This is a genomic window from Ureibacillus sp. FSL K6-3587 (assembly GCF_038593165.1).
In the GTDB taxonomy this organism is placed as follows: Bacteria; Bacillota; Bacilli; order Bacillales_A; family Planococcaceae; genus Ureibacillus; species Ureibacillus suwonensis.
In genome coordinates, this window is record NZ_CP151969.1 from 2,236,029 (window position 1) to 2,260,743 (window position 24,715).

Here is a 24,715-nt window from a genome sequence, read left to right on the forward strand (position 1 = left end):
AGGAGGGCATTTTATGACAAAACCCTTGGATGTCAACCGGGAAATACCCATTGTGAAAAAAGCGGTGAGTCCATATCCATTGAAGGAATCGGCTATTGTGAAATGGTCGCTGATCGCCATTTCATTACTGTATATCAGCCTTTTTTTAATTCTTCCATTGATTTCGATTTTTGTGACCGCATTTGAAAAAGGCTGGGAAACTTATGTAGCTTCCATCGTCCATCCGGATGCGCTGGCAGCGATTAAATTGACCATTACAGTGGCGCTCATTGTCGTTCCATTGAACGCAATTTTTGGCATTGCCGCTGCATGGGCGATCACGAAATTTTCCTTCAAGGGAAAAAATCTTTTAATTACACTCATTGATATGCCCTTTGCCGTTTCCCCCGTCATTGCAGGGCTGATTTTTATTTTGCTATTTGGGGCGCAAGGATTGTTCGGTGATTGGCTGTTTGAACATGATATTAAAATCGTCTTTGCGTTGCCGGGGATTATCCTTGCCACATTGTTTGTCACATTCCCTTTCGTTGCAAGGGAGTTGATTCCTCTCATGCAAACACAAGGGATTACGGAAGAAGAAGCTTCCATTTCATTGGGCGCAAGCGGATGGAAAACTTTCCTCCATGTCACATTGCCGAACATTAAATGGGGATTATTGTACGGCCTGATTTTATGTAATGCCCGTGCCATCGGAGAGTTCGGCGCTGTTTCAGTCGTATCGGGGCATATTCGTGGACAGACGAATACGATGCCGTTACATATCGAAATTTTATATAACGAATACCAGTTTACCGCCGCTTTTGCCGTAGCTTCTTTAATGTCAATTTTAGCGATCATCACGATTATCATTAAAAACATCGTTTCATGGAAAGCGAAAGATATATAGGGGGATTCTTATGGGGATTCAAATCAAAAATGTATCAAAAGCCTTTGGTTCCTTTCAGGCTTTGAAAGATATTTCAATTGATATCAAATCGGGGGAATTGATTGCATTACTGGGCCCATCCGGATCCGGGAAAACGACGCTGTTGCGCATTCTTGCAGGACTGGAGGGGCTGGATGAAGGAACAATTTTATTCGATGGGGAGAACATTACCGATGTCAGCCCGAAAGAGCGGAAAGTGGGCTTTGTGTTTCAACATTACGCTTTGTTCCGGCACATGACGGTATTTGAAAATGTGGCTTACGGGTTAAAAGTCCGTCCAAGAAAGACACGTCCCTCAAAACAGGAAATCAAGAGAAAAGTCAATGAGTTGTTGAAACTGGTGAAACTGGAAAATTTCCATGATCGCTACCCTTCCCAACTTTCAGGTGGTCAACGTCAAAGAGTCGCATTGGCAAGAGCTCTTGCGGTGGAACCGAAAGTGCTATTGCTTGATGAACCGTTTGGCGCGTTGGATGCAAAGGTGCGGAAGGAGCTGCGCAGATGGCTGCGTCAGTTGCACAATGAGTTTCATGTGACAAGCATTTTTGTTACCCATGATCAGGAAGAAGCGCTGGATGTGGCGGACCGCATCATCGTGATGAACAACGGGAAAATCGAACAAATCGGCACTCCGGATGAAGTGTATGAAAATCCGAAAAGTCCGTTTGTATATGATTTCTTGGGAAATGTGAACATCTTCAGAGGCCGTTTGCACAATGGAAAGTTGAGACAAGGCCAATTTGAAATTAACGCTCCCCATTATTTGGATTCACATGATGAAGCCGTTGGATACGTTCGTCCTCACGACATCCAAATCGAGAAGGAAAAAGTGGATAATGAAACCGTTGCAGCGAAAATCACTTTTATCCACATTGTTGGACCAACCGCACGAATCGAATTGAAAAGGGAAGATAACGGAGAATATTTGGAGGCGGAATTGCCGAAGGAACAATATAAAAACTTGAATATTCAAAAAGGCGATGTTGTATATGTCCGGCCAAAACAATTGAAAGTGTTCATACCGGAAGATTTTTCTATTTAGCTTTATATCAAACCATTGAAGGAAGCGGTGAAAATGAATCGAGCAAATCAAACGATCCGAAATGAAAGAGATCAACAGTTGGTAGAGTATGCGGAACGTGTCGCCGAGCAGATTGGCGAAACTGCGGGGCAATATGATGAAACGGGGGAGTTTCCCTTTGAACATTTTGAGATTTTGAAAAAAGAAGGCTATTTGAAATTGGTCATTCCAAAAGAATATGGCGGCGATGAATTATCTTTATACGAGATATTACTCGTTCAAGAACGGTTGGCAAAAGCGTCCGGTTCCACAGCTCTTGCAGTAGGCTGGCATCTGATGACATTTTTTAGCCTGCGATATTTTAGACCGTGGAAAGAAGAAATTTTTGCTAAATTGTGCAGAGCGGCAGTGGAAGAAGGTCTGGTCTTGAATGTCTATGCCACTGAAAGGGCGGCTGGAAATATTGTCAGAGGATCAAACCCATCGACCATCGCAAGGAAGGTGCAAGGCGGATATGTCATTAATGGTAGAAAGGCATTTGCTACCCTTGCGCCGATAGTAAAACATTTTACGGTCCTGGCATATGTGGAAGAAGAAGATAAAGTCGCCGAATTTTTAATCGAAAAAAATGACTCCGTGGAAATCATTGATACGTGGAATGTTCTTGGCATGAGAGGAACCGGAAGCATGGATATCCAGTTAAATAATGTTTTTGTTCCGGATGAAGCCTTGCTTGCATATTCGGAAAAGGGAAAACCGAACCGTTTCATTGGTTATAGCAGCGCATACACATTGCAATTGCCTGCGATTTATTTGGGAATTGCAACCGCGGCAAGAGATTTCATCTTAAAATATGTCCATGAAAAATATTCTCCCAGTTTAGGGGGATATATCTTTGAAGCGCCCCATGTCCAACAAAAAATAGGGGAAATTGAAGCGCTGATTGCAGCTTCAAGGTTCATTTTATATAGTATCGCAGAAAAGTGGGACAAAAATGAGCACCTCCGGGATCAGCTAAGCAATGAAGTCGCCATCACCAAATATACGGTATGCAATCATGCCAAAAAAATAGTGGAGTTGGCCATGCAAATTGCGGGAGGACATTCATTGTCCAAAGACATTCCTCTGGAAAGATATTTCAGAGATGTTCAGTGCGGGGCCTTCAATCCGCCATTGGATGATATGGTGATCAGGCAAATTGCGAACGCAGCAATCCAGGATTACCAAAATTCAAATAAAACAAAGGAATTGGTATAAAGGAGAATGATAGATGACAAATCAAAAACGTATGCTTTTAGGATCATTTTTTCAAACCTTTCTAGGACATCATTTGGCTGCATGGCGATATCCTGAAACAAAAACGGAAGAGGTGACAAGCCTTTCTCTTTATAAGGAAATCGCAGAGCTTTCTGAAAAAGGAAAATTCGATATTATCTTTTTGGCCGATGTATTGGCGCATAATGAAGAAGATATTGCCTATACGCCTCAAATCCGGTTGGAAGCAACAACAATGATGGCTTCGCTCGCTTCAATTACAAAAAATATTGGATTAGTAGCGACATTATCCACTACGTTTACCCACCCTTTTAATGTGGCAAGACAGTTCGCTACGATTGATCATATGAGCGGCGGCCGGGCGGCATGGAACATCGTGACGACCGCCCATGATCATGAAGCGGCAAATTTCGGATTGGAAGAACAATTGGATCATTCCATTCGGTATGAACGGGCCGATGAGTTTGTCGAAGTGACGAAAAAGTTATGGGACAGTTGGGAAAAAGATACCCTTTTATTTGACCGGGAAAATGGCATTTTTTTGGATGAAAAGAAAATTCACCCAATCTATCATGAAGGAAAGTATTTTAAAGTGAGGGGTCCTATTAATATTCCAAGACCGCCGCAAGGGTATCCACTTTTGGTAACAGCCAGCGCTTCTGACAAAGGCCGGGAATTCGCCGTTAAGCATGCGGATATTTTATTTACTCTTGCACCTTCCACTGTGGAGGAAGGAAAAGCGGTTTATCGAACTATTAAACAGAAAGTGGCAGCTTACGGACGCAATCCGGAGCATTTCAAAATTATGCCGGGAATCGTTCCGTTTGTTGGAAAAACCGAGAAAGAAGCAATCGAAAAGTTCGAGCATTTCCAGGAACTGATTCTTCCACAGTTGGGGATTGGCTGGTTATCCCGGTATGTTGACCATGACTTATCCCAATATTCACCTGATGATCCGATGCCGGAATTAAAAGAGGTGGACCAGGTGAATGGGGAAAAAGGAAGATTTAAATTATTATCCGATTTGGCAAGGGAAAGAAATTATACCATTAAAGAATTGGCCCGTTATTTCGTAGCGACGCAAGGCCATTTGTTTGTAGTCGGTTCAGGGGAACAAGTTGCGGATACACTAAGCGACTGGTACTTGAATGGGGCTGCGGACGGCTTCAATATCAAATTCCCTTATTTCCCTGGAGGCATAAAAGATTTTGTGGACTATGCAATTCCGGTTTTACAAGAGCGGGGGCTCGTCCAAACGGAGTATGCGGACGGGACTTTACGGGAAAAATTGGGATTGGATTATCCGAGTCTATCAACAGTAAACGTATAAATTTTTTATAAAACCTACTATTTCTATTTAATTAGTTTAATAAGTGGGAAGGGGGTATACAGTTCGTGCAAGTATTGGAAGAAACGAAGAAACCCGATCAAATATTAGCGCCCATTAAAATTGAAGTAAAGAATGTAAATTTTGGTTATGGGGAAACAGAAATATTAAAAGATATCAATTTGCAAGTAAGAGAAGGGGAATTCATTGTATTGATGGGGCCGAGCGGTTCAGGAAAGAGCACCTTTCTGCGATTGCTTTCCAATCTCGAAAAACCGAAATCCGGTGAGATTTTAATTGATAATCAGAATTTGGCGAAAGAAATGCCTGATTTGGCGGTCGTATTCCAGGACTATTCCCTTTTCCCCTGGCTGACGGCCGAGGAAAATATTGTGCTCGCTTTAAAGAAGAAGTGGAAAGGAAAAAAATCGAAAAAAGAACTGTTTGAATTGGCGGAGCAGTATTTGGCCTTGGTTCAGTTGGGGCATGCAGCCAAGAAATATCCGGGTGAAATGTCCGGGGGGATGCGGCAGCGGGCGGCCATAGCAAGGGCATTATCCATGGGGGCGGATTTGCTGGTGATGGATGAACCTTTTGGTGCGTTGGACCCCATTACAAGAATTCAGTTGCAAGAACTTGTTTTACAAATTAACCAAACGCAAAAGAAAACTGTTATTTTTGTAACCCATGACGCGGAAGAAGCCATTATGTTGGCGGATCGGATTGTCATGTTTTCACCTGGCCCTCCAGGTAAGATTTTGGAGTGTATCGATGTTCCATTCGAAAAACCGAGAAAACGGGACGAGCTATTTGAAAGTACCGAATTTACCGAATTCCGCGATCATTTATTAAATGTAATGAATAAAGGAATCTTTGAAAAATTGAGTCAAAGTGAAGTGGTAAAGGATGGAGGAGGAATCTAAATGAAATCCCATTATAGGCAATTCCTGTTAATAGTGATAGTATTTACATTCTCAGTAATTTTGGCAGCATGCGGATCCAAACAAAATGCAAATGAAACGGAAAGCACAACAGGCAGCAAAGATGATAAACAATACCACTTAAAAGTCGGATATTTAAAAATGAATGGAGCTCCATTAGCGGACATTGCCATTCATGAAGGATTTTTTGAAGAAGAGAATTTGGAAGTTGAGCTGGTTCCATTCAATGCTTCGACAGACGGCATCAATTCATTGCAAACAAATAAAATTGATATTGGTTTAACCTTTGGAACAACGACTCCATTAGCATTTATCGCAAAAGGGGCGGACTTGAACATTATCGGAGGTCATATGGAGGGAGGACATCCCGTTTATGTACCGAAAGAAGATGCCGATCAATATAAAACGTTTGCCGATTTCAAAGGAAAAACGATTGGTACAGTCAGACTCAGCGTACCGGATATTATATTTAAAAATGCTTTATTAAATGCCGGTTTGGATATTGAAAAAGACGTGAAGTTTGTTGAATTTAAATCAAATGCCAATCTGATTGAAGCGGCAGCTGCCCGTAAAGTGGATGCGGCATTTTCACTTTCCGGATTTTTAACGCAAGCAACGGAAGCGGGTTTGGTACCTTTTGCGTGGAGCAATGATGTACAGCCTGGACATGTATGCTGCCGGGTAGTGACGCACGGGGATTACACAGAAGATCAACAAATCGCATTCAAAAAATTCTTAAAAGGATTAATCAAAGCGGAACGAGTAAAGCTGGAAAATCCGCAAATTGCCGTGGAGGCTTCCAAAGAACGCTTTAATTTGCCGGATGAACAAGTGAATGAAATTGTCAACGAAGAACACTTAATCAACTCGGCGGATCCCCATAAGCATCAGGTGGAAGAATTGTGGAAACAAATGAAAGGTCTCGGCTACATTGAAGGCGAAGCCCAAAATATCGATTTGAATAAACATTTTAATCTGAAATTCTATGAGGAAGCCTTGGAGGAATTAATCGCGGAAAATCCGGATGATGAATATTATCAACAAGTGTTGGAACGTTATAAACAACAAAATTTATGATAATGGGGTGGATTGATGAAAAGACACCTAAAACATTACTCGATTACGCTGGCCATTTTTCTGGCATTAATTTTGATATGGGTATATATGACAGGATTCAGCAATTTGCTAAATCCTGTCATATTTCCTCCAATTACAGCGATTGCGGGCGCTTTTGCGGATGCCTTTGATGAGATGGTGAAAGGATTCGCGAGCTCCATGGGGCTGTTGGTGCCCGCCCTCGCTTTGGCATTGATTTTAGGAATCGGTGGAGGAGTCTTTTTCGGACTCCGGCCCAATGCCCGGGAAATCTTTTCACCTTTCTTCCATATTTTAAGCCCCCTTCCGCCAACGTTGTTTATTCCATACGCCATCGCATTATTGCCGACGTTTAAAACGGCTTCCATCGCGATTTTGTTTATAGGGGCGTTCTGGCCGATATTTCTCGGAACCATCCAGGGAGTCGTGCTTATTGATAAACATTATTGGGATAACGCGAAGATGATCGGATTGAAAGGGAAAGATTTCATTTGGAAATTTGTTTTGCCGGCAAGCGCCCCATATATTTTAAGCAGTACAGGAACGGCGCTCACATTGTCTTTTATCGTTTTGATCATGGCGGAAATGTTTGGCGCCCAATCAGGAATGGGGCATTTTGTATTGTACTATACAGACTTTTCCCAATATGATTATGTGTTGGCGGGCATTATATTTAATGCGGTCATTATTCTGACGATTATTCTTGCATTTGAAAAAATAAAGAAGCGGATTTTATTCTGGATGAATTTCAAAAGCGAGTAATCGTTTTTGAATGGAGTAAGTTAAACTGAAGATCCCTATTTCTTGCTTCGGAATAGGGATTTTTAATAAAGTCATCAAATTTGGGAAAGGCGAGTTACTACATGTTGGAGTGAAGCGGATGGCCAAATCGATCAAGAGTGGATTGAAAAAGTCGGGTTATTTAATTCCATTAGTTCTGATCAGTTATTTTGTGTATATTCATTTTTTTCATGATGCGGAAAACAATCAGACGAAAGGCGCAGCCATAGCACCCGAATTCACATTAAAAGACCTCGATGGGAATATCCACAGCCTTTCAGATTATTCAGGAAGCGGAGTGGTCGTCAATTTTTGGGCCACTTATTGCCCTCCATGTCAAAAGGAAATGCCAACGATTGAAAAAGCATATCAAGAATTTCAAGATCAAGGCATTGAAGTGCTGGCTATTAATGTTGGAGAACCTGCGCTTTTCGTCCATTCATTTATCTCCAAAAATAATGTAAGTTTTCCAATTTTATTGGATCGTGACGAACAAGTGTCCAAAACATATGGGGTATTAAATTTGCCAATTACATTATTTATTAAAGATGGAGAAATCATGGAAGAAATCAATGGAGAATTGACGGAACAAACATTGCGAGACAATATGGAGAAAATGATAACCAAGTAAAATAAAAGAAATGGGGATTTATTGTCCCTGCTTAAACATTGGATATCAAATGCGGAAAATTTTTTATTTTAAAAACCTATAAAACACACTTGACTACTCGGAAATTATGTATTATATTGTAAAAAATGAATCATTTAGTCCGACTAGATATACTAGAGGCCGTCTAAATAGTAACCACTATTTAGGGGGCTTAATTTTTTAACATCTTCAATGGAGGGTGCAAATGAACGCATTAAGTCATCCAAGGGAAAGATTTATCGTTGGCCAAGTGAAAAAAGGAAAGCAACTTGGAAAACAATTGGGTTTTCCAACGGCGAACTTAAATACATTAGGAGAAATAAAGTTGGAGGGGGGTGTCTATGGAGTCTTCATATACATTGAAAAAAGAAAATATGCAGGAATCATGAACATTGGCACTCGCCCGACATTTAATGATGGAAATCATCAAACGGTAGAAGTCCACATTTTTGATTTTCATGAAAATTTATATGGCAAATATCTCACGGTGGAACCCGCCTTTTTTGTCAGAAAGGAAAAAAAGTTTAATGGCATCGAAGAATTGAGCGGTCAAATTGAAAAGGATGTATTATATGCTCGTTCCCAATTTCAATCATTCAATGGGGAGGGTGGTGGCCATGAAAAAATACAACGAACTACTGCATTTGCCTGATTTACAGTTTTCCCAATATTGTGAACAGCAATTTTCCGTTAATAAAGGAATTTATAATACAATCGATCAATGGTTTTATCGAAAAGGCATCATCAATATTTTGGCAAGAAGAGAAAAAATTTTGCTGTTCATGCTTTATAGCTGTTCAACCAAAGAAAAGGTCAAATTTGGACCGGGTGGTTTGACGAAAGCTTTAGAAGATTTTTGGCAACATCAGCGTTTTACGAACAAATTATACACGCTTAATACTTAGTATTTTTATAAGATATATAAGATAAAAACCGGTAGGAAAAAAAGGATTATCGGGTTATCCACATTTAGAAGAAGCTTGCACGACTGCAGAACGTTTATTTCTTAAACGGCTTGCAAAGAGAAGGAAAATAGGTGGCATCGCACTTTCTTTGGCCCCCATGGAGGAGACATTCAAACATCTGCAGTCAATGTTGATTGAGATTTCATTTTAGGAGGAATTGATTATGGTGAAAAAAGCAGTGATTATTAATGGCAGCAATAAAAAGTCATCCCGTTTGACAGGAATTCATGAGTATGTGGAAAATTATCTGACGAAAGGGAATATTCAAACAAACTCCATTTATGTTCATGAATTGCCGGCGCAAGATTTAATTCTTATCAATTTTGCAAGTGAAGAAATTCAAAAAGCCAACAAACTTGTTGAAGAAGCTGATATTGTCGTTATTTTAACACCGATCTTTAAAGCTTCTTATACAGGAATCTTAAAAACATATTTGGATTTGATTCCGCAAAATGGATTGGAAAATAAAACGGTGATCCCAATTGCAATAGGCGGTTCCTTTGGCCATTTGCTTTCCATTGAATATGCGTTAAAACCGGTCATTTCTGTTCTTGGCGCAACTGAAATATTGAAATCCGTATTTGTATTGGATCAGCAAGTGGAACGATTGGATAACGGTAAATATCAAATCGCTGATGAAGCCATTCGCCGCTTGGATGACCAATTGCAGAAAGTTACGGATCGGGCCCTCATTACTCAATAATTTTATGAGTAGTGTAAAATTCGTAATATATTGCCAGGATCGCATTTTGTGTCTTCAACCCTTTTATGACAAATACTCTTACATCCCCTTTTTTTCAGGAAAAGTTCGGTTACGTATCGCGTAATCGAACTTTTTTGTATAATCGTTTATACTTTTTTATATATGTAAAAATGAGATAAAATGGAGAGGAAGAAATGATTAAAATTGGTCTTACTGGATGGGGGGACCATCCTTCCCTTTATCGGGAAAATTCCGCGAAGAAAGATAAACTCTTTGATTATAGCGGCCATTTTCCAATCGTTGAGGTCGATACATCCTTCTATGCCATTCCATCGGTGAAAAACGTTGAAAAATGGGTGGAAGAAACGCCGGAAAATTTTCAATTTATCGTCAAGGCGTATCAAGGGATGACCGGCCATAAGAGAGATGAGCTTCCTTATCAGGACCAAAGGGAAATGTTTGAAGCATTCCGACAGTGTGCCAATGCTTTTCAAAAGTTCAATAAATTGGGGATGATCCTTGCCCAATTTCCGCCATGGTTTGATTGCACTTCTCAAAATGTAAAGTATCTTTTGTATATAAAAAAGCAATTGGAGGAGTTCCCAATCGCCATTGAATTCCGCAATCAGACCTGGTTTCAGCAGGGCAGGGAAGAGGCGACGATCCAATTTTTGAGGGAGAATGGCTTCATCCATACCGTCTGCGATGAACCGCAGGCAGGTATCGGTTCGGTGCCGTTTGTTCCGAAAGCGACGAACAAGAAAGCATTGGTGCGTCTTCACGGGAGAAATGTTTTTGGATGGAGAAATAATGGTGCACCCAACTGGAGAGAAGTACGCTTTCTATATGACTATAGCAAAGCGGAATTGGAAGAATTGGCAAAATCCATTAGAGAATTGGAAGCGGATGCGGAAGAAGTGTACGTGCTGTTTAACAACAATTCCGGACACCATGCCGCAAATAACGCCAAATCGCTTCAGGAAATATTAAAGATAGAATATGAGGGGCTTGCACCGAAACAATTAAATCTTTTCGAAGGGGAATTTTAATGGAATATTTGCTTCTCGCAGTCATTGCGCTTTGTGCCGGAATACTGGGATCGCTTGTCGGATTGGGTGGGGGAGTCATTCTGATCCCGGCAACGTTGTATTTCGGAATCAATTTGAATTTTTTCCCGGACATTACGCCACAGCGGGTTGTCGGTTTATCCGTCATAATGATGATTTTTATCGGGTTATCATCAACGATTTCCTACATGAGATCAAAGCAGGTGGATTTCGTCAGCGGATTGATTTTTTTTATCGGAAGCGCGCCCGGGGCGGTTTTGGGGGCATGGTTGAACAAGGGGTTGAATATTGATTCATTTAATCTGTATTTCGGTATTTTATTGATCGTTTTGTCAGCGATATTATTTGTTCGGGACAAATTGAAACCGATCCACTGGTTTCTTGAACACGGGTTAAAAAGAAGTTTTACCGATCGCCAAGGGCAAACTTTTGAATACGGATACCCGATATGGTTTGCATTTGTCTTTTCTTTTTTTGTCGGAATGATTTCGGGTTTATTCGGCATTGGCGGGGGATCATTAATGGTTCCGGCAATGGTGATGTTGTTCCGTTTCCCGCCGCATGTTGCAGTCGCAACGTCCATGTTTATGGTGTTTTTGACATCCATTGTTAATTCCTTGAGCCATATTTATTTGGGGAATGTTCCATGGCATTATACCGTTCCTGTCATTATCGGAGCTTATGTCGGAGCCAAATTGGGATCGGCTTTAAACAAACGGCTGAAATCAAAAACGGTTGTGCTTGTGTTGCAAATCGTTATGGTGTTGATCGGCGTCCGTTCTATAATAGAAGGGCTAGTTTAATGTTGAGAGATGGTGAGCAGTTTGCTTGAAACGATTCATTTTTATCATACCAATGACATACATAGCCATTTCGAATATTGGCTGCGTTCACAATATTTCATTCGCAACGAGCGTCTTGCTTATGCCGAAAAAGGGGAGCCCAGTTTTTTATTCGATATTGGCGACCATTTGGACCGTTCCAATATTTATACGGAAGCGACGCTCGGTACGGGGAATGTAAAGTTATTGAATGAAGCCGGGTATGATGTGGTGACGATCGGCAATAATGAAGGGATCACATTGGCTTTTGAGGAGCTTTATCATCTATATGATGAAGCGGATTTCGAGGTGGTCGTTGCCAATTTGCAGGCGGCAAACCGGGAGAATCCCAAGTGGCTGAAACCTTATACCATTTTAAGGACGAAATACGGTACAAAAATTGGCGTGATTGGTGCCACAGCTTTTTATGAATTATTTTATCGAGAGCTTCATTGGGATATTACGGAGCCGAGAAATGAGATTAAAGCGGTTGCCAAAGAATTGAGAAAAGAAGTGGATATTCTGTTGTGCCTGTCCCATTTGGGGATTACGGAAGATGAATTATTGGCTCAGGAATGCCCCGAATTGGATGTGATTTTTGGCGCCCACACCCATCATTTTTTGGAAGAAGGAAAATGGGTGAATGGAGTATTGCTCACAGGCTGCGGAAAATTCGGGGCCTATACTGGGCATTTAATGATCCAATTTGATCATGAACGGAAAAAAATCATCCGCAAAGAAGAAATGGTGATTGATAATGCGTTGTTGCCGGAAATCGAGGGGGAATTGGAGTTTCTTGAACAGTTGGCCAAGACGGGAAAAGAGTTGATGGACGAAACCATTTTCCAATCGGCGAAAAGTTATAATAAGGAATGGTTCCATCATTCCCAGATTTCCAGGCTTTTTGCGAAAGCGGTATTGGAACATACGGGTGCCGATTGTGCGATGTTCAACGCGGGCATCTTTTTGGATGGCTTGAAAAAAGGGAATGTGAGCAAATATGATATTCACCGGATTTTGCCTCATCCAATCAATTTGTGTGTGGTGGAATTGACAGGCCGTCAGCTGAAAGAAGTGTATCTGCAGGCGAAAAATGAAGAGTGGTCGCAGCTTGAACTGAAGGGGCTGGGCTTTAGAGGATTAATTTTCGGCAAGATTTTGACCTATGAATTTTCGGTCAATCAAAATCGCGAATTGATCGTACGTGGGGAAATTTGCGATTTGAATAAAACTTATCAATTGGCGACCCTTGATATGTTCACCTTTGGCTATTTCTTCCCTAATTTCAAATATGCAAAAAAGAAATATTATTTGCCTTACTTTCTGAGGGATGTGCTCATCGAGTATTGCAAACGGCATCTCTAAAGAAATTGGCGTTCCGATGTTTGGATCATATAATGTTTTGTTCAAAGAGCGCAAAGAATGGGTGTTTGAATAGTCATCTTCTCCTGGTCATAAAATTTGCTAGGAGGAGATTTTTTGTTTTCACGAAGACCTCGCAGAATGATGTTCAGGGCGCCGAAAAGAAGGAAAAGATCGAACCGTTTCGCTCTATTTCTGATGAGTTTTGTTCTCACGTTGGTATTATTTTTATATTTTTTAAATTCCCGTTTAATGCCTATATACTTGGATTATGCTGAAGTGCAGACGAGGAAGATCGCTTCCCATGTCGTCAGCAAAGCGATTAATGCCAGAACATCGAGCGTGTTGGACATCAACGAGATTATAGAAGATTTGCCGACCGAATCCGATTATATGCTGACGACAAAATTCAATACCGAAATCATCAACCAGGTCCGTGCGGAAACGACCACCCTCGTGAAAGAACATCTTGAAATGGCGGAAAAGGGAGACTTATCCCAACTTCCCGACTTGGATAATGTGGAATATGATGTGGATGAAATTCAAAAAGGGGATGGAATCGTATTCCTTGTGCCGATCGCCCAGGCATTGAATTTGCCTCTTTTGGGCAACTTGGGGCCAAAAGTGCCTATCCGATTCCATATCATTGGAAATGTGGCAAGCGATGTTTCCACTAAGATTACAGAGTTCGGAATTAATAATGCGCTTGTAGAAATCAGCATTAATTTTAAAGTGAATGTTCAAATCATTGTTCCATTCGCCAGCAAAACGACAACGGTGGAACAATCCATCCCGGTGGCCATTGGATTGACGAGAAGCCAAGTGCCGAATATTTATACAAACGGTGGAGATGGGGCGCAACCTTCTGTAGAAGTGCCGGTTCCATATGAATAATAAGAATTTTTTCTCGGACTTGCGATATTGTCAGTTGTTGCAAAACCATTATCATGTTATATTGACAAGTAGTAGGTAAAACCATTTTTTCTTCATGGATAGGGGCTGATACAAAGTGAGCGGAAAAGAAATTTTGAGAAAACCCGAATGGTTGAAAATAAAGCTTAATACGAATGAAGAATATAGAGATTTAAAAAAGTTGATGCGGGAAAAAAACTTGCATACCGTTTGTGAAGAAGCCCGCTGCCCCAACATTCATGAATGTTGGGGAGAAAGAAGGACGGCTACGATGATGATCCTGGGTTCTGTTTGCACCCGCGCCTGCCGATTCTGTGCGGTGAAGACGGGGCTTCCTACAGAGCTGGATTTGGAAGAGCCGGAACGTGTGGCTGATTCCGTGAAAATTATGAACTTAAAACACGTGGTGATTACAATGGTGGCCCGGGACGATCTGAAAGACGGCGGGGCCGGCATCATGGCCGAAACGATTCGTGCGATTCGCCGCAAATCGCCACAAACATCCATTGAAGTACTTCCTTCCGATTTAGGCGGAAAGGAAGAGAATTTGCAAATCCTTATGGAAGCAAGACCAGATATATTGAACCATAATATTGAAACAGTCAGAAGACTTACCCCACGGGTGCGTGCCCGCGCCACGTATGACCGTTCGCTGGAATTTTTGCGCAGAGCGAAAGAAATGCAACCGGATATCCCGACAAAATCTTCCTTAATGATCGGTCTCGGTGAAACGTGGGATGAAATTTTGGAAGTTATGGATGATTTGCGGGCGAACAATGTGGATATCATGACGATCGGCCAATATTTGCAGCCGACGAAAAAACATTTGCCTGTAAAAAAATACTATACGCCATTGGAATTCGGAAAGCTCCGAAAAATAGCCATGGAAAAAGGCTTCAAACATTGCGAAGCGGGTCCATTGGTTCGAAGCAGTTATCATGCGGATGAACAAGTGAATGAAGCAACGAAAACTCGACAACTCCAAGCCGAAATGTAAGCGTCTTGGAATTGGAGGTGTATGGATGATAGTGGTCGATGGGATTGCTTATGAATTGATCGAGAATTATCGTGACGGATTCCAAGGGGAAGCCTTCGTGAACCGTTATACGGATGTATTGGCAAAGTACGATTATATTGTCGGCGATTGGGGATATGGCCAGTTAAGACTGAAGGGGTTTTTTGATGACCGCAATCAAAAATCCACTTATGACAATAAAATAAGCACTGTGCAAGATTATTTATTCGAGTATTGCAATTTTGGCTGTGCTTATTTCATTTTGAAGAAAATTGGCCGTGTGCCGCAAGAGAAGCATGTATCAGCTCCAAATGGACATTCTTACGATAAGCGATCATAAAACCAACAGGCCATCTCCAAATCGGGAGATGGCCTGTTTATTATGATAATAATTCCATTAAATATTCTCTCAAGTCTTCAGCTTCTTCTTCCGTTTTATTAAAAACATATTCCAAATAGCCGGGCTCTTCCAAATCGTCGGGTCCGATGATGGCAAAGCGGCTGGATTGCATATCCAAAACGAGCACTTTTCCATAGAATTTTGTGGATTGGACAATGGCCAAATCATAGCGCAAACTTCTGCCGGTAAAGCTGACGAACCGTGTTTTTGTATCTTCCACATCATCATATAAGAAAAAACGTTCCATCGCAGTTTTGTTCTCCTTCCAATACTACACAATATGTTACTATAGAAACGAGACATCAATCAACTTTTCGAATTGGAGGCATTTGTCATGTATTTCGTAGACCGAAAAAAAATCACAAGCACATTAAAATATTTGGATGAAATCATCTCCATTTTTGAACAAAAGCAGGACTGGCTAAAAGATGATATAACAAAATTGGCGTTGGAGCGCATCGCCCATAATGCCATCGAATCGGTTATCGATGTCGGAAACTTGATGATCGACGGATTTATCATGAGAGATCCGGGAAGCTATGATGATATCATTGACATTTTAATCGATGAGAAAGTGATCGCCGCAGAGAAAGAAAAACCGTTCAAAGAGTTGATCAGTTTGCGCAAAAACCTCGTCCGTGAATTTATACAAGTGGATATTGAGAAAGTGTACGAGGTATTGAAAAATACAGTGCCGTATTTAAAAACTTTTTCAGGGGAAGTCACTCAATATTTGGAAAATGAACTGGGACCCGTTTCGGCATTCTTACCGGAGGATCATGAATGAAACGGTATCGGGCTTTCTGTTTTGATTTGGATGGCACCATTTACCGTGGCAAGAAAGCCATCCCGAGTGCGGTAGATTTTATTCATCAATTACAAAAAAAGCGGTTGGACGTCTTTTTTGTAACGAATAACTCTTCGAAAACGCCGTCCCAAATTAAAGAAACGCTCCGGCAATTCGGGGTGGATGCTTCAGAAAAACAAATCTATTCAAGCGCCTTAGTGACCGCCAAATATGTGAGGGAACATTTCGGGCAGGCGAAAGTGTTTGTCATTGGACAGGATGGCATCCGCCATGCCTTCAAGCAGCAGAATATTGCGGTGGTGGAAGAGCAACCCGATGTGGTGGTGATGGGCATTGACCGGGAAATTACTTATGACAAGCTGACCAAGGCTTGTCTTGCGGTACAAAATGGAGCCGCATTAATTGGGACAAATGAGGATATCCGGTTTCCGACGGAGGAAGGATTCCACCCTGGAAACGGATCGTTTGTCAAGCTTGTCAGCCAAGTGTGCAATGTGGAGCCGGTTTTTATGGGGAAGCCGTCGCCGGTGATGCTCGACATGATCCGGCAGGAATACGGGTATGCGAAAGAAGAGATGCTGATGATTGGAGACAATTACGATACGGATATTTTATGCGGAATCCGTTTCGGTTGTGATACCGTCCATGTCAATACCGGGGTTGTGAGAACGGAGACCGTGAAAGAAAAAGAGCTGCAACCGACTTATGTTGTAGACGATTTAAGCGGTTTGGAGATTTAGAAAAACATAAAGGGGCTGTCCATTTTCAAAACAGCCCCCCATTTATTGCATTAAAAAAGCGGATTTTCTTCAATATGTTGATATATTTTTTTGGTCAATTCTTCAGGTGTATCAGCTTCGACTATATCTCCATTCACGAGCGCATACAATTTTTCGGCGCATCGTGAACAATAACTTAAGCAACCATATTCAAGCACATCGATATTCGGATCGTTTTCCAAAACATCATAAGTTTCTTGCGATCCCATGGCCAAGTTGGAAATGCAAAATTCAACCAGCGGATTCACTTCTGTTCACCTCACTCAAAGAAATCCTACTCTGAATTTTCTTATTCGTCAATAAAATCAGATTTTGTGAAATCATTCACAAAAAATATTGTGAAACTCCTCACAATGTTATATACTATTGGTTGTGTAGAAAATGTGAACTTTTTGGACAAAATAAATTAGGGGAGTTTTCTATGAAAAGACTTGTTTTATTGGGCGGCGGTTATGGAAATATGCGCATTTTGTTGCGTTTATTGCCTAACCAATTTCCAGAGGATACAATGATCATTTTAGTGGACCGTAACCCGTTCCATAGTTTGAAAACCGAGTTTTACGCACTTGCAGCAGGAACAACAACGGATAAAAAAGTGCGTGTGAATTTCCCGGAGCATGAACGATTGGAAAAAGTGTATGGAGAAGTTACTAAAATCGATCGCAAAGAGAAAAAAGTCTATTTGGAAGACGGCAGAGAAATACCGTATGATGATTTAGTCATTGGGCTTGGATGTGAGGACGATTATCACGGTGTACCAGGTGCGGAGGAAAACACATTAAGCATCCAAACAATTGCAAACTCTCGCAAAACCTTTGAAATGTTATGCGGACTCCCTCCCGGTTCGGTGGTGGCCATTGTAGGAGCAGGTTTGAGCGGAATCGAAATTGCAAGCGAATTGAGGGAGAGCCGTTCCGATTTGCAAATCAAATTGTTTGACCGTTCAAAACGCATTTTGCGCGATTTTCCTGAAAAATTGAGCAAATATGTAAAAGAGTGGTTTGAAGATAATAATGTGGAAATCATTCCGGAATCGAATATCACCAAAGTGGAACCTGGAAAATTGTACAATCACGATGAAGTGATTGAAGCGGATGCGATTGTTTGGACAGCTGGTGTGCGCCCAGTGAAAATTGTCCGGGAAATGGATGCTCAAAAAGACAAAAAAGGCCGTCCACTTGTCAACCAATATTTCCAATTGGTTGATGATGAACATGTCTATGTTGTCGGAGATTGTGCATCATCCGATTTGCCTGCGAGTGCGCAGCTGGCGGAAGAACAAGCTGAACGGGTTTCCCAGGTGTTGAAATTGCGATGGAAAGGCGAAAAATTGCCGGAAAAAATGCCGGAAATCAAATTAAAAGGTTTTATGGGTTCATTAGGGAAAAAACAAGGGTTTGTATATATTGCCGATAAAACAATGACCGGCAGAATCGCCCGCCTATTGAAGTCTGGTTTGCTTTGGATGTATAAACGCCAAAACGATAACTGATTGCAAAAATTCGCAAGTACTTAAGGGTGCTTGCGAATTTTTGGCTGTTTGGATGCCGGTTATTCAGCGGGTACGAAACCCAATTTTTCAAGTGCCTTGAATACAGGCTTTATTTGGATATATCCTTCCCCGACCACTTCATCATTAATGAGGACAAGGGGATAAAAAAATTCATCATTATGAATGCGCTCAGCGTATTCCTGATCCCGTTTGTCCGTCAATGGCTGATTGATGTCAATGTAGCGGATTTTAAAAGGCTGATCCGGAAATTTACGGCTGATGGCGGCTTCCAACCATTCATAAGTATCTTTGGAAGAAGGGGCATTGACGCAGCTGGCGCAAATTTGGTCTGCGCCGTAAACTTCTATTATAGGTATTTGATTCTTCATTTTATAACCCCTTTCAGAGCGATTTATAATGGATTTTTTCTCTTGTTCACATTATAATGATTTTAATGAAAGGAGTCGAGAAAGATGACAAATGCTGAACAATTTGAACAAGTAAAAGAAGTTTTAGATAAATTGCGCCCGTTCTTACTTCGTGATGGAGGCGACTGCGAGCTCATCGATGTGGAAGACGGCGTAGTAAAATTGCGTTTGCTGGGTGCATGCGGTTCATGCCCAAGCTCCACAATCACGTTAAAAGCCGGCATCGAACGCGCATTATTGGAAGAAGTGCCCGGCATTGTAGAAGTAGAACAAGTTTTCTAATTGAAAAATCAGATTCCTTAATTGATAACGGTGTACCCGCTCGTTTGCAGGGGTACGCCGTTTTGTCTTTTTGTTTATTGAAATGGATTGCATAGTAAGGATCTGATAAGGAATTATATTAATTAATATGAAAGCAGTTTGTTTGTCATAAAAAGGATTTCACTGTTATTATATTGTTTAAGGAAGGTGATTCGGATGACTGCGGAAAAAAGAGTAATTGAATTGACTGAAGCAGCTGCCTATCGCATCAAAGAGATGGCAAAGCATAACGAAGAGGAAGGTGCTTATTTGCGCCTGGCTATCCATGGCGGAGGATGCAGCGGCCTTACGTATGGCATGAATTTTGATCAGAATATCAATGAAGACGATTATACCGATGAACAACATGGCATTAAAATTTTGGTTTCACAGCAGGATGCACCCATTTTGATGGGCACAAAAATCGATTATAAACAATCTTTGATGGGCGGAGGATTCACGATCGACAATCCGAACGCCATCGCTTCCTGCGGCTGCGGTTCATCTTTCAGAACGGCGAAAGTGGCCGGCACGCCGGAAGAATGTTAAAGAAAGATTGCATGGTTGCGGCAATACAGCATGTACACAAAAGAATATAACCACCCTGATTTGGGCAGAAAGGGTAAGAGATTTTGGCCTCTTTGATTTGTATGTTACGGACTGCAAATTAAAGAGGTTTTTTGTTGCGGTTTTATGACTGCCGTATAATTCCAACGTAGGGCTTGCCTTACTTTAAATAAATGAAGGAATCCGTTATATACTAAAATAAACTGAATTGAAGAGGTGGAATGTATGGGTTTGTTTGACGGATTAATGGGCAATGCGTCGGAAGTGGATGTTGAGAAAATCAATGAAGAATTAAAGGAAATCTTGACATCATCGGAAAAAGTGGAGCATGCATATAAAGTGATCAGGGACATGTTTGTTTTTACAAATAAACGGTTGATCCTCATCGATAAACAGGGAATGACGGGAAAGAAAGTGGAGTACCATTCCATACCTTATAAAAGTATCGTGCATTTTTCAGTGGAAAATGCGGGAACTTTTGATTTGGATGCGGAATTGAAAATATGGTTATCCGGAAGGGAACTGCCGATTGAAAAAACTTTTAATCGAACGGCAAATATTTATAATGTTCAACGGGTTTTGGCGGAGTATGTACTGAAATAAAGGTTGGTTCTTGAAAAGGCTGTCTCCAATGGCGGCCTTCTTTTATTGTTTTTCATACTTTGGGGAATCGGTTCATCACTTCAATATGTTCAAAAACTTTTGGAAATTGTAATATAGTGGGTAGTAGACAAAGGGGGATTACATATGAAAAAAAATCGGGGAAATGTATGGTTAGGAGCTGGGGCGGTCGTCGTCAACTCCGAAGGGAAATGGCTTGTGGTAAAAAAGAAGTATAGCGGATTAAAAGGCGTTTGGTCCATTCCTGCAGGCTTTGTCCAAATCGGTGAAACGGCCGATGAAGCGGCTCTCAGAGAAGTGAAAGAAGAGACTGGGATCGACTGCATTGTCACCGGAATGGTCGGATTCCGCACCGGGGTCATCCGCGGGGAAGTAAGCGACAATATGGCCATTTTTGCCTGCAAGCCCATCAATGATAATCAGCCGATCCGCATCCAGGAAGAAGAATTATTCGAAGCGAAATGGCTTTCGGTGAACGAATTATTGACTTGCGGAGAATCTTCCGTCATGTTGCAAAGCATGGCAAGCGATTCATTGATCCACTATCAACTTTCCAAGAATGATGGCATTAATCCGGGCGATTGGTTTCAATATACGTCCTATCGGGTGTTTTTTAATAAATAAATATATTTGGGAAAATGAAAACATACAATCATAAAAAAGTGATACAAGGGGGAATCAAAAAGGAAAAACGTAGGGGTTTGTAAATAGGAATTTTTCAGGGGATTCACGCTAAAAAAAATTTAATCACAAGGTGATGGGGGAAATTTATGAATGGGCTTTCCATTGTCATCGGCGCCATTTGTGTGCTTGTCATCGGCTACCGTTTATACGGGTATTTCTTTACAAAAAAAGTGTTGTTGATCAATGATAAAAAGCCGACACCCGCCCATGAATTAAACGACGGAAAAGATTACGTGCCAACGAACAAATGGGTGGCTTTCGGGCATCACTTTGCGGCGATTGCCGCAGCCGGCCCGCTGGTGGGTCCTGTGCTTGCCGCCCAATTCGGTTATCTGCCTGGGCTGTTATGGCTATTAATTGGAGCGGTTATTGGCGGCGCTGTGCATGATGCGGTGGTGTTATTCGCTTCAATGCGGAAAAAAGGGAAATCGCTTTCAGAGGTGATGAAGGAAGAGCTCGGGCCTGTGGCAGGATTTTGTACAGGTCTTGCCATGTTATTCATTATTACCATCACGATGGCCGGCCTTTCCATGGTTGTTTTAGGTGCGTTGGAACGGAATCCATGGGGAACTTTCGCGGTGGCCATTACAATTCCGATTGCCATGCTGGTCGGAATCGCCTATAAGAAAACAGGAAATTTGATTGCCACATCTGCCATCGGATTTATTTTATTGGTGATCGGCGTTTTTGTGGGTCCATATATCCAAGGAACGGTTCTTGGGGAATGGCTGACATTGGATCGCCAAACTTTGGCCATTATTTTACCGATTTATGCGTTTTTTGCTGCAGCGTTGCCGGTTTGGTTTTTGCTTGCGCCAAGGGATTATTTGTCCAGCTTCATGAAAATTGGAGTGTTCATAGCGCTGATTATCGGAGTATTTTTCGTGAATCCTGTCATTCAATTCCCGGTGGTGACTGAGTTTATTCATGGCGGTGGGCCAATCATTGCCGGTCCGGTATGGCCTTTCGTATCCATTACCATTGCTTGTGGAGCCATTTCCGGTTTCCATGCATTTATCGGATCCGGAACGACACCGAAGATGTTGGATAAATGGGAAGATATCCGGGTTGTGGGATTTGGTGCGATGCTGGTGGAAAGTTTGGTGGGGGTCATGGCGCTCGTTGCCGCCACTTCCTTGCATCCTGCTGATTATTTCGCCATCAATGCAGCACCGGCCGTATTTGCCACATTAGGGATGGAAGTTGTCAACCTGCCGCAATTGTCCCAAGCGATTGGCATCGACTTGGAAGGAAGAACAGGCGGTGCAGTGTCCCTTGCCGTAGGGATGACGCAAATCTTTACGGGTGTTCCATGGTTTACGCATTTGAGCGGCTATTTCTATCAATTTGTCATTATGTTTGAAGCGGTGTTCATCTTGACTGCCATTGATGCAGGTACCCGTGTTGCCCGCTACTTGATTCAAGATTTCTTGGGTGACGCGATCAAACCATTAAAACGCACGGACTGGTGGCCGGGTACAATCTTTGCGAGTGCATTGGCTTGCTTCATGTGGGGGTATTTGTTGTACACCGGAGAAATTGGTCCGATCTGGACGCTCTTCGGTGTCTCCAATCAGTTGATGGCTTCCATCGGGCTGGTGCTCGGCGCAACGGTCATCTTAAAAATTGCAACGAAGCGAATTTATGTATTAACTTGCATCATTCCTCTGGTATACCTTTATATTTCAGTCAATGTTGCCGGGATCTGGATGATTAAAAACGTGTACTGGAATTCCGCTTCAGCAGGCTATTCCGTATTGAATGGAGTATTGTCCGTCATCATGTTGATCTTAGGTGTTGTCATCGTTATTACAGCCTTGAAATCATGGGTGAAGTTATGGAACAGTCCGAGATTTGTGAAAGGAAAAGCCATAGGGGCAGTATAAAAAATGAAAGGAAGCTGGGACAACACCCTCTTCCAATGAGAAAGAGGCTGGGACAAAACCCCCTCTAAAATGGAAACAGCTCATGAAATTTTGGAATGAAATTTCATGAGCTGTTCTTCATTTTTTCAATAAAAAATAAGGACCTCTTCTGTTAAAATTAAGTTACCACCAAAACTAACAGAAAGAAGGGTCCTTATGTTTAAATATTATAACATGAATCAATTAGTTTTACCTCTAGATTTAGAAATAAAATTACAAGAAAATGATATTGCCTTCCATATTCACCATTTAGTTGAAAGTATTCCAGATGAAGCCTTCCAGCCGTTTCTTCGAAATACAGGTTGTCCTGCTTATCATCCACGCATGATGCTAAAAATTATTTTGTGTGCCTATTCGCAGTCTGTCTTTTCAGGTCGAAAAATGGAAGCGCTATTAAAGGACAGTATACGAATGATGTGGTTGGCACAAGGATATGAACCAAGTTATCGGACGATCAATCGTTTTCGTGTGCATCCGGAAGTAAAAGAATTAATTCGTCAATGTTTTGTCCAATTCCGTTGCCAACTGGTGGAAGAAAAATTAATTGATCAAGAAGCAATTTTCATTGACGGTACAAAGATTGAAGCGAATGCCAACCGATTTACTTTTGTGTGGAAAAAATCCATTGAAAAATACAACAAAAGCTTAATTGAAAAATCCAATCAGCTCTACAACGAACTGTTAGAGAAGGAAATCATCCCTGAAATGGAGCGGGAAAGTGATGGGGAATTGTCCGTAGAAGAACTCGCTCAAATGGTGCAACAAGTCGATGAAGTGATTACGGAATATGACCAAAAGATAGAAGCATCGCCCGATGCCACAGAACGAAAAGCATTAAGAAGCGAACGGAAATATCCGAAGCGAGTGTACAAACAGTTGATTGACTTGATTTTACGTAAACAAAAGTATCAAAAAGACTTCGAAATCTTGGGTGAACGGAATAGTTATTCCAAAACAGACTTAGATGCGACGTTCATGCGAATGAAAGACGACTATATGAAAAACGGTCAATTGAAAGCTGGATACAATGTACAAATCGCAACAGAAGGTCAATACGCACTAGCTTATAGCATCTTTCCAAATCCTACTGATACACGTACATTAATTCCGTTCTTGAATAAGATAGAAAAGGATTATTTTCCGTTGCCAAAGTATATTGTCGCAGATGCTGGTTATGGTAGTGAACAAAACTATGAAGACATCCTTTCGAATCGAAAATGTGAGGCACTCATTCCATATACCATGTATGAGAAAGAACAAAAGAAGAAATATAAACAAAATCCATTTCATCCAGACAATTGGATGTACGACGAAGAAAGTGATACCTACATTTGTCCAAATCAGCAGCGAGTAACCTTCCGTTATCGTTCTGTACGTACAGATAAGACTGGTTTCAAACGAGAATTGAAAATCTATGAATGTGAAAACTGTTCAGGATGTCCATTTCGTTCATCATGCACAAAAGCAAAGGAAGGCAATCACCGAAAGGTCATGGTGAATGAAAAATGGGAACAACAAAAAGAATATGTAAGAGCGAAGCTTTCAGAAGAAAAAGCTGGTTCTATTTTCCGTCAACGTAAAATAGACGTAGAACCAGTTTTTGGATTCTTGAAGGCTAATTTGCGTTTCACTCGATTTTCCGTTCGAGGAAAATCGAAAGTGGAAAATGAAATGGGCATTGCCTTAATGGCCGTGAATTTACGAAAATACACGGCCAACAAAGATCAACTAACCAAAAATAATGGGGATAAATGGAAAAAGGAGAATTTGAGTTGGCTCAAATTCTCCTTTTTCCTATCTAGAAGCTAGTTTTGTCCCAGCCTCTTTTTATCTTGAAGTTCGTTATGCACTAG

At 41.4% G+C, this 24,715-nt stretch carries 29 protein-coding genes; 26 read left to right on the forward strand and 3 right to left on the reverse strand.

Annotation, left to right across the window (positions count from 1 at the left end):
- The first annotated feature begins 13 nt into the window (after positions 1 to 13).
- The 17 genes from cysW to NSS77_RS11090 all read left to right on the forward strand — a co-directional run bounded on the left by cysW (position 14) and on the right by NSS77_RS11090 (position 15,198).
- Positions 14 to 886, forward strand: a complete 873-nt coding sequence (cysW, locus tag NSS77_RS11010; protein ID WP_342468797.1) for a sulfate ABC transporter permease subunit CysW — start codon at positions 14 to 16, stop codon at positions 884 to 886.
- A gap of 10 nt (positions 887 to 896) precedes the next feature.
- Positions 897 to 1,967 carry a sulfate/molybdate ABC transporter ATP-binding protein gene (locus NSS77_RS11015; RefSeq protein WP_342468798.1) on the forward strand — a complete coding sequence of 357 codons (1,071 nt, stop codon included), beginning with the start codon at positions 897 to 899 and terminating at the stop codon, positions 1,965 to 1,967.
- Between the two features lie 33 nt (positions 1,968 to 2,000).
- A complete protein-coding gene (locus NSS77_RS11020) occupies positions 2,001 to 3,203 on the forward strand; it encodes an acyl-CoA dehydrogenase family protein (RefSeq protein ID WP_342468799.1) in 1,203 nt (400 codons plus the stop codon).
- A gap of 13 nt (positions 3,204 to 3,216) precedes the next feature.
- Entirely contained in the window at positions 3,217 to 4,551 is a 1,335-nt protein-coding gene (locus tag NSS77_RS11025) for an LLM class flavin-dependent oxidoreductase (protein ID WP_342468800.1), read from the forward strand.
- Positions 4,552 to 4,616: 65 nt separating this feature from the next.
- On the forward strand, positions 4,617 to 5,471 hold the full coding sequence (locus NSS77_RS11030) for an ABC transporter ATP-binding protein (RefSeq protein WP_342468801.1): 855 nt from the start codon (positions 4,617 to 4,619) through the stop codon (positions 5,469 to 5,471).
- Entirely contained in the window at positions 5,472 to 6,566 is a 1,095-nt protein-coding gene (locus NSS77_RS11035) for an ABC transporter substrate-binding protein (RefSeq protein ID WP_342468802.1), read from the forward strand.
- Positions 6,567 to 6,581: 15 nt separating this feature from the next.
- Complete coding sequence (locus NSS77_RS11040; protein ID WP_342468803.1) at positions 6,582 to 7,346, forward strand: ABC transporter permease subunit; 765 nt, start codon at positions 6,582 to 6,584, stop codon at positions 7,344 to 7,346.
- A 118-nt stretch (positions 7,347 to 7,464) separates the two neighbouring features.
- Positions 7,465 to 7,995: a thiol-disulfide oxidoreductase ResA gene (resA, locus tag NSS77_RS11045; RefSeq protein ID WP_342468804.1), complete on the forward strand. Its 531-nt coding sequence runs from the start codon at positions 7,465 to 7,467 to the stop codon at positions 7,993 to 7,995.
- 223 nt (positions 7,996 to 8,218) lie between these two features.
- Positions 8,219 to 8,665: a riboflavin kinase gene (locus NSS77_RS11050; RefSeq protein ID WP_342468805.1), complete on the forward strand. Its 447-nt coding sequence runs from the start codon at positions 8,219 to 8,221 to the stop codon at positions 8,663 to 8,665.
- Positions 8,631 to 8,918 (forward strand): hypothetical protein, encoded by a 288-nt coding sequence (locus NSS77_RS11055; protein ID WP_342468806.1) that lies wholly within the window; start codon positions 8,631 to 8,633, stop codon positions 8,916 to 8,918. Before NSS77_RS11050 ends, NSS77_RS11055 begins: the two co-directional genes overlap by 35 nt.
- 223 nt (positions 8,919 to 9,141) lie before the next feature.
- On the forward strand, positions 9,142 to 9,681 hold the full coding sequence (gene ssuE / locus NSS77_RS11060) for an NADPH-dependent FMN reductase (protein ID WP_342468807.1): 540 nt from the start codon (positions 9,142 to 9,144) through the stop codon (positions 9,679 to 9,681).
- A gap of 194 nt (positions 9,682 to 9,875) precedes the next feature.
- Positions 9,876 to 10,730, forward strand: coding sequence for a DUF72 domain-containing protein (locus NSS77_RS11065; protein WP_342468808.1), 855 nt, complete (start codon positions 9,876 to 9,878; stop codon positions 10,728 to 10,730).
- Complete coding sequence (locus NSS77_RS11070) at positions 10,730 to 11,551, forward strand: sulfite exporter TauE/SafE family protein (protein WP_342468809.1); 822 nt, start codon at positions 10,730 to 10,732, stop codon at positions 11,549 to 11,551. Before NSS77_RS11065 ends, NSS77_RS11070 begins: the two co-directional genes overlap by 1 nt.
- A 21-nt stretch (positions 11,552 to 11,572) precedes the next feature.
- Positions 11,573 to 12,934 (forward strand): bifunctional UDP-sugar hydrolase/5'-nucleotidase, encoded by a 1,362-nt coding sequence (locus NSS77_RS11075; RefSeq protein WP_342468810.1) that lies wholly within the window; start codon positions 11,573 to 11,575, stop codon positions 12,932 to 12,934.
- Between the two features lie 114 nt (positions 12,935 to 13,048).
- On the forward strand, positions 13,049 to 13,825 hold the full coding sequence (yunB, locus tag NSS77_RS11080) for a sporulation protein YunB (protein WP_342468811.1): 777 nt from the start codon (positions 13,049 to 13,051) through the stop codon (positions 13,823 to 13,825).
- 115 nt (positions 13,826 to 13,940) lie between these two features.
- Positions 13,941 to 14,840, forward strand: coding sequence for a lipoyl synthase (gene lipA / locus NSS77_RS11085; protein WP_342468812.1), 900 nt, complete (start codon positions 13,941 to 13,943; stop codon positions 14,838 to 14,840).
- A gap of 25 nt (positions 14,841 to 14,865) precedes the next feature.
- Complete coding sequence (locus tag NSS77_RS11090; protein ID WP_342468813.1) at positions 14,866 to 15,198, forward strand: YutD-like domain-containing protein; 333 nt, start codon at positions 14,866 to 14,868, stop codon at positions 15,196 to 15,198.
- A gap of 40 nt (positions 15,199 to 15,238) precedes the next feature.
- Here the strand turns inward: NSS77_RS11090 and NSS77_RS11095 are convergent, their stop codons facing one another.
- Positions 15,239 to 15,505 (reverse strand): DUF3055 domain-containing protein, encoded by a 267-nt coding sequence (locus NSS77_RS11095; RefSeq protein ID WP_342468814.1) that lies wholly within the window; start codon positions 15,503 to 15,505, stop codon positions 15,239 to 15,241.
- Between the two features lie 87 nt (positions 15,506 to 15,592).
- On the opposite strand from NSS77_RS11095, the gene NSS77_RS11100 reads away from it, so the two are divergent.
- Positions 15,593 to 16,045: a DUF86 domain-containing protein gene (locus NSS77_RS11100; RefSeq protein WP_342468815.1), complete on the forward strand. Its 453-nt coding sequence runs from the start codon at positions 15,593 to 15,595 to the stop codon at positions 16,043 to 16,045.
- The gene (locus tag NSS77_RS11105; protein WP_342468816.1) at positions 16,042 to 16,806 is read left to right on the forward strand and encodes a TIGR01457 family HAD-type hydrolase; all 765 of its coding nucleotides are present in this window, start codon (positions 16,042 to 16,044) and stop codon (positions 16,804 to 16,806) included. The genes NSS77_RS11100 and NSS77_RS11105 overlap by 4 nt, the downstream gene beginning before the upstream one ends.
- A 50-nt stretch (positions 16,807 to 16,856) precedes the next feature.
- Here NSS77_RS11105 and NSS77_RS11110 read toward each other — a convergent pair whose 3' ends face one another.
- Entirely contained in the window at positions 16,857 to 17,093 is a 237-nt protein-coding gene (locus tag NSS77_RS11110) for a YuzB family protein (RefSeq protein WP_342468817.1), read from the reverse strand.
- 173 nt (positions 17,094 to 17,266) lie between these two features.
- Here NSS77_RS11110 and NSS77_RS11115 point away from each other — a divergent pair, with 173 nt between their 5' ends.
- Complete coding sequence (locus NSS77_RS11115; protein WP_342468818.1) at positions 17,267 to 18,337, forward strand: NAD(P)/FAD-dependent oxidoreductase; 1,071 nt, start codon at positions 17,267 to 17,269, stop codon at positions 18,335 to 18,337.
- Between the two features lie 59 nt (positions 18,338 to 18,396).
- Here the strand turns inward: NSS77_RS11115 and NSS77_RS11120 are convergent, their stop codons facing one another.
- Positions 18,397 to 18,726, reverse strand: a complete 330-nt coding sequence (locus NSS77_RS11120; RefSeq protein ID WP_342468819.1) for a YuzD family protein — start codon at positions 18,724 to 18,726, stop codon at positions 18,397 to 18,399.
- Positions 18,727 to 18,810: 84 nt separating this feature from the next.
- Between NSS77_RS11120 and NSS77_RS11125 the strand changes: the two genes are divergently transcribed.
- The 6 genes from NSS77_RS11125 to NSS77_RS11150 all read left to right on the forward strand — a co-directional run bounded on the left by NSS77_RS11125 (position 18,811) and on the right by NSS77_RS11150 (position 24,671).
- Positions 18,811 to 19,047 (forward strand): NifU family protein, encoded by a 237-nt coding sequence (locus tag NSS77_RS11125; protein WP_141602719.1) that lies wholly within the window; start codon positions 18,811 to 18,813, stop codon positions 19,045 to 19,047.
- A gap of 195 nt (positions 19,048 to 19,242) precedes the next feature.
- Positions 19,243 to 19,614, forward strand: coding sequence for an iron-sulfur cluster assembly accessory protein (locus tag NSS77_RS11130; protein WP_342468820.1), 372 nt, complete (start codon positions 19,243 to 19,245; stop codon positions 19,612 to 19,614).
- A 243-nt stretch (positions 19,615 to 19,857) separates the two neighbouring features.
- Complete coding sequence (locus NSS77_RS11135; RefSeq protein ID WP_342468821.1) at positions 19,858 to 20,235, forward strand: PH domain-containing protein; 378 nt, start codon at positions 19,858 to 19,860, stop codon at positions 20,233 to 20,235.
- A gap of 144 nt (positions 20,236 to 20,379) precedes the next feature.
- A complete protein-coding gene (locus tag NSS77_RS11140; RefSeq protein ID WP_342468822.1) occupies positions 20,380 to 20,877 on the forward strand; it encodes an NUDIX hydrolase in 498 nt (165 codons plus the stop codon).
- A gap of 146 nt (positions 20,878 to 21,023) precedes the next feature.
- Positions 21,024 to 22,823 (forward strand): carbon starvation protein A, encoded by a 1,800-nt coding sequence (locus NSS77_RS11145; RefSeq protein ID WP_342468823.1) that lies wholly within the window; start codon positions 21,024 to 21,026, stop codon positions 22,821 to 22,823.
- 195 nt (positions 22,824 to 23,018) lie between these two features.
- Positions 23,019 to 24,671: an IS1182 family transposase gene (locus NSS77_RS11150; RefSeq protein ID WP_342468824.1), complete on the forward strand. Its 1,653-nt coding sequence runs from the start codon at positions 23,019 to 23,021 to the stop codon at positions 24,669 to 24,671.
- Positions 24,672 to 24,715: the final 44 nt, after the last annotated feature.

What these genes read in the sequence shown, in the direction of transcription:
- cysW (WP_342468797.1), top strand. Translation starts at nt 14, where the DNA reads ATGACAAAACCCTTGGATGTCAACCGGGAAATACCCATTGTGAAAAAA.
- NSS77_RS11015 (WP_342468798.1), top strand. Translation starts at nt 897, where the DNA reads ATGGGGATTCAAATCAAAAATGTATCAAAAGCCTTTGGTTCCTTTCAG.
- NSS77_RS11020 (WP_342468799.1), top strand. Translation starts at nt 2,001, where the DNA reads ATGAATCGAGCAAATCAAACGATCCGAAATGAAAGAGATCAACAGTTG.
- NSS77_RS11025 (WP_342468800.1), top strand. Translation starts at nt 3,217, where the DNA reads ATGACAAATCAAAAACGTATGCTTTTAGGATCATTTTTTCAAACCTTT.
- NSS77_RS11035 (WP_342468802.1), top strand. Translation starts at nt 5,472, where the DNA reads ATGAAATCCCATTATAGGCAATTCCTGTTAATAGTGATAGTATTTACA.
- NSS77_RS11040 (WP_342468803.1), top strand. Translation starts at nt 6,582, where the DNA reads ATGAAAAGACACCTAAAACATTACTCGATTACGCTGGCCATTTTTCTG.
- resA (WP_342468804.1), top strand. Translation starts at nt 7,465, where the DNA reads ATGGCCAAATCGATCAAGAGTGGATTGAAAAAGTCGGGTTATTTAATT.
- NSS77_RS11050 (WP_342468805.1), top strand. Translation starts at nt 8,219, where the DNA reads ATGAACGCATTAAGTCATCCAAGGGAAAGATTTATCGTTGGCCAAGTG.
- NSS77_RS11055 (WP_342468806.1), top strand. Translation starts at nt 8,631, where the DNA reads ATGAAAAAATACAACGAACTACTGCATTTGCCTGATTTACAGTTTTCC.
- ssuE (WP_342468807.1), top strand. Translation starts at nt 9,142, where the DNA reads ATGGTGAAAAAAGCAGTGATTATTAATGGCAGCAATAAAAAGTCATCC.
- NSS77_RS11065 (WP_342468808.1), top strand. Translation starts at nt 9,876, where the DNA reads ATGATTAAAATTGGTCTTACTGGATGGGGGGACCATCCTTCCCTTTAT.
- NSS77_RS11070 (WP_342468809.1), top strand. Translation starts at nt 10,730, where the DNA reads ATGGAATATTTGCTTCTCGCAGTCATTGCGCTTTGTGCCGGAATACTG.
- NSS77_RS11090 (WP_342468813.1), top strand. Translation starts at nt 14,866, where the DNA reads ATGATAGTGGTCGATGGGATTGCTTATGAATTGATCGAGAATTATCGT.
- NSS77_RS11095 (WP_342468814.1), bottom strand. Translation starts at nt 15,505, where the DNA reads ATGGAACGTTTTTTCTTATATGATGATGTGGAAGATACAAAAACACGG.
- NSS77_RS11100 (WP_342468815.1), top strand. Translation starts at nt 15,593, where the DNA reads ATGTATTTCGTAGACCGAAAAAAAATCACAAGCACATTAAAATATTTG.
- NSS77_RS11105 (WP_342468816.1), top strand. Translation starts at nt 16,042, where the DNA reads ATGAAACGGTATCGGGCTTTCTGTTTTGATTTGGATGGCACCATTTAC.
- NSS77_RS11115 (WP_342468818.1), top strand. Translation starts at nt 17,267, where the DNA reads ATGAAAAGACTTGTTTTATTGGGCGGCGGTTATGGAAATATGCGCATT.
- NSS77_RS11120 (WP_342468819.1), bottom strand. Translation starts at nt 18,726, where the DNA reads ATGAAGAATCAAATACCTATAATAGAAGTTTACGGCGCAGACCAAATT.
- NSS77_RS11125 (WP_141602719.1), top strand. Translation starts at nt 18,811, where the DNA reads ATGACAAATGCTGAACAATTTGAACAAGTAAAAGAAGTTTTAGATAAA.
- NSS77_RS11130 (WP_342468820.1), top strand. Translation starts at nt 19,243, where the DNA reads ATGACTGCGGAAAAAAGAGTAATTGAATTGACTGAAGCAGCTGCCTAT.
- NSS77_RS11135 (WP_342468821.1), top strand. Translation starts at nt 19,858, where the DNA reads ATGGGTTTGTTTGACGGATTAATGGGCAATGCGTCGGAAGTGGATGTT.
- NSS77_RS11140 (WP_342468822.1), top strand. Translation starts at nt 20,380, where the DNA reads ATGAAAAAAAATCGGGGAAATGTATGGTTAGGAGCTGGGGCGGTCGTC.
- NSS77_RS11145 (WP_342468823.1), top strand. Translation starts at nt 21,024, where the DNA reads ATGAATGGGCTTTCCATTGTCATCGGCGCCATTTGTGTGCTTGTCATC.
- NSS77_RS11150 (WP_342468824.1), top strand. Translation starts at nt 23,019, where the DNA reads ATGTTTAAATATTATAACATGAATCAATTAGTTTTACCTCTAGATTTA.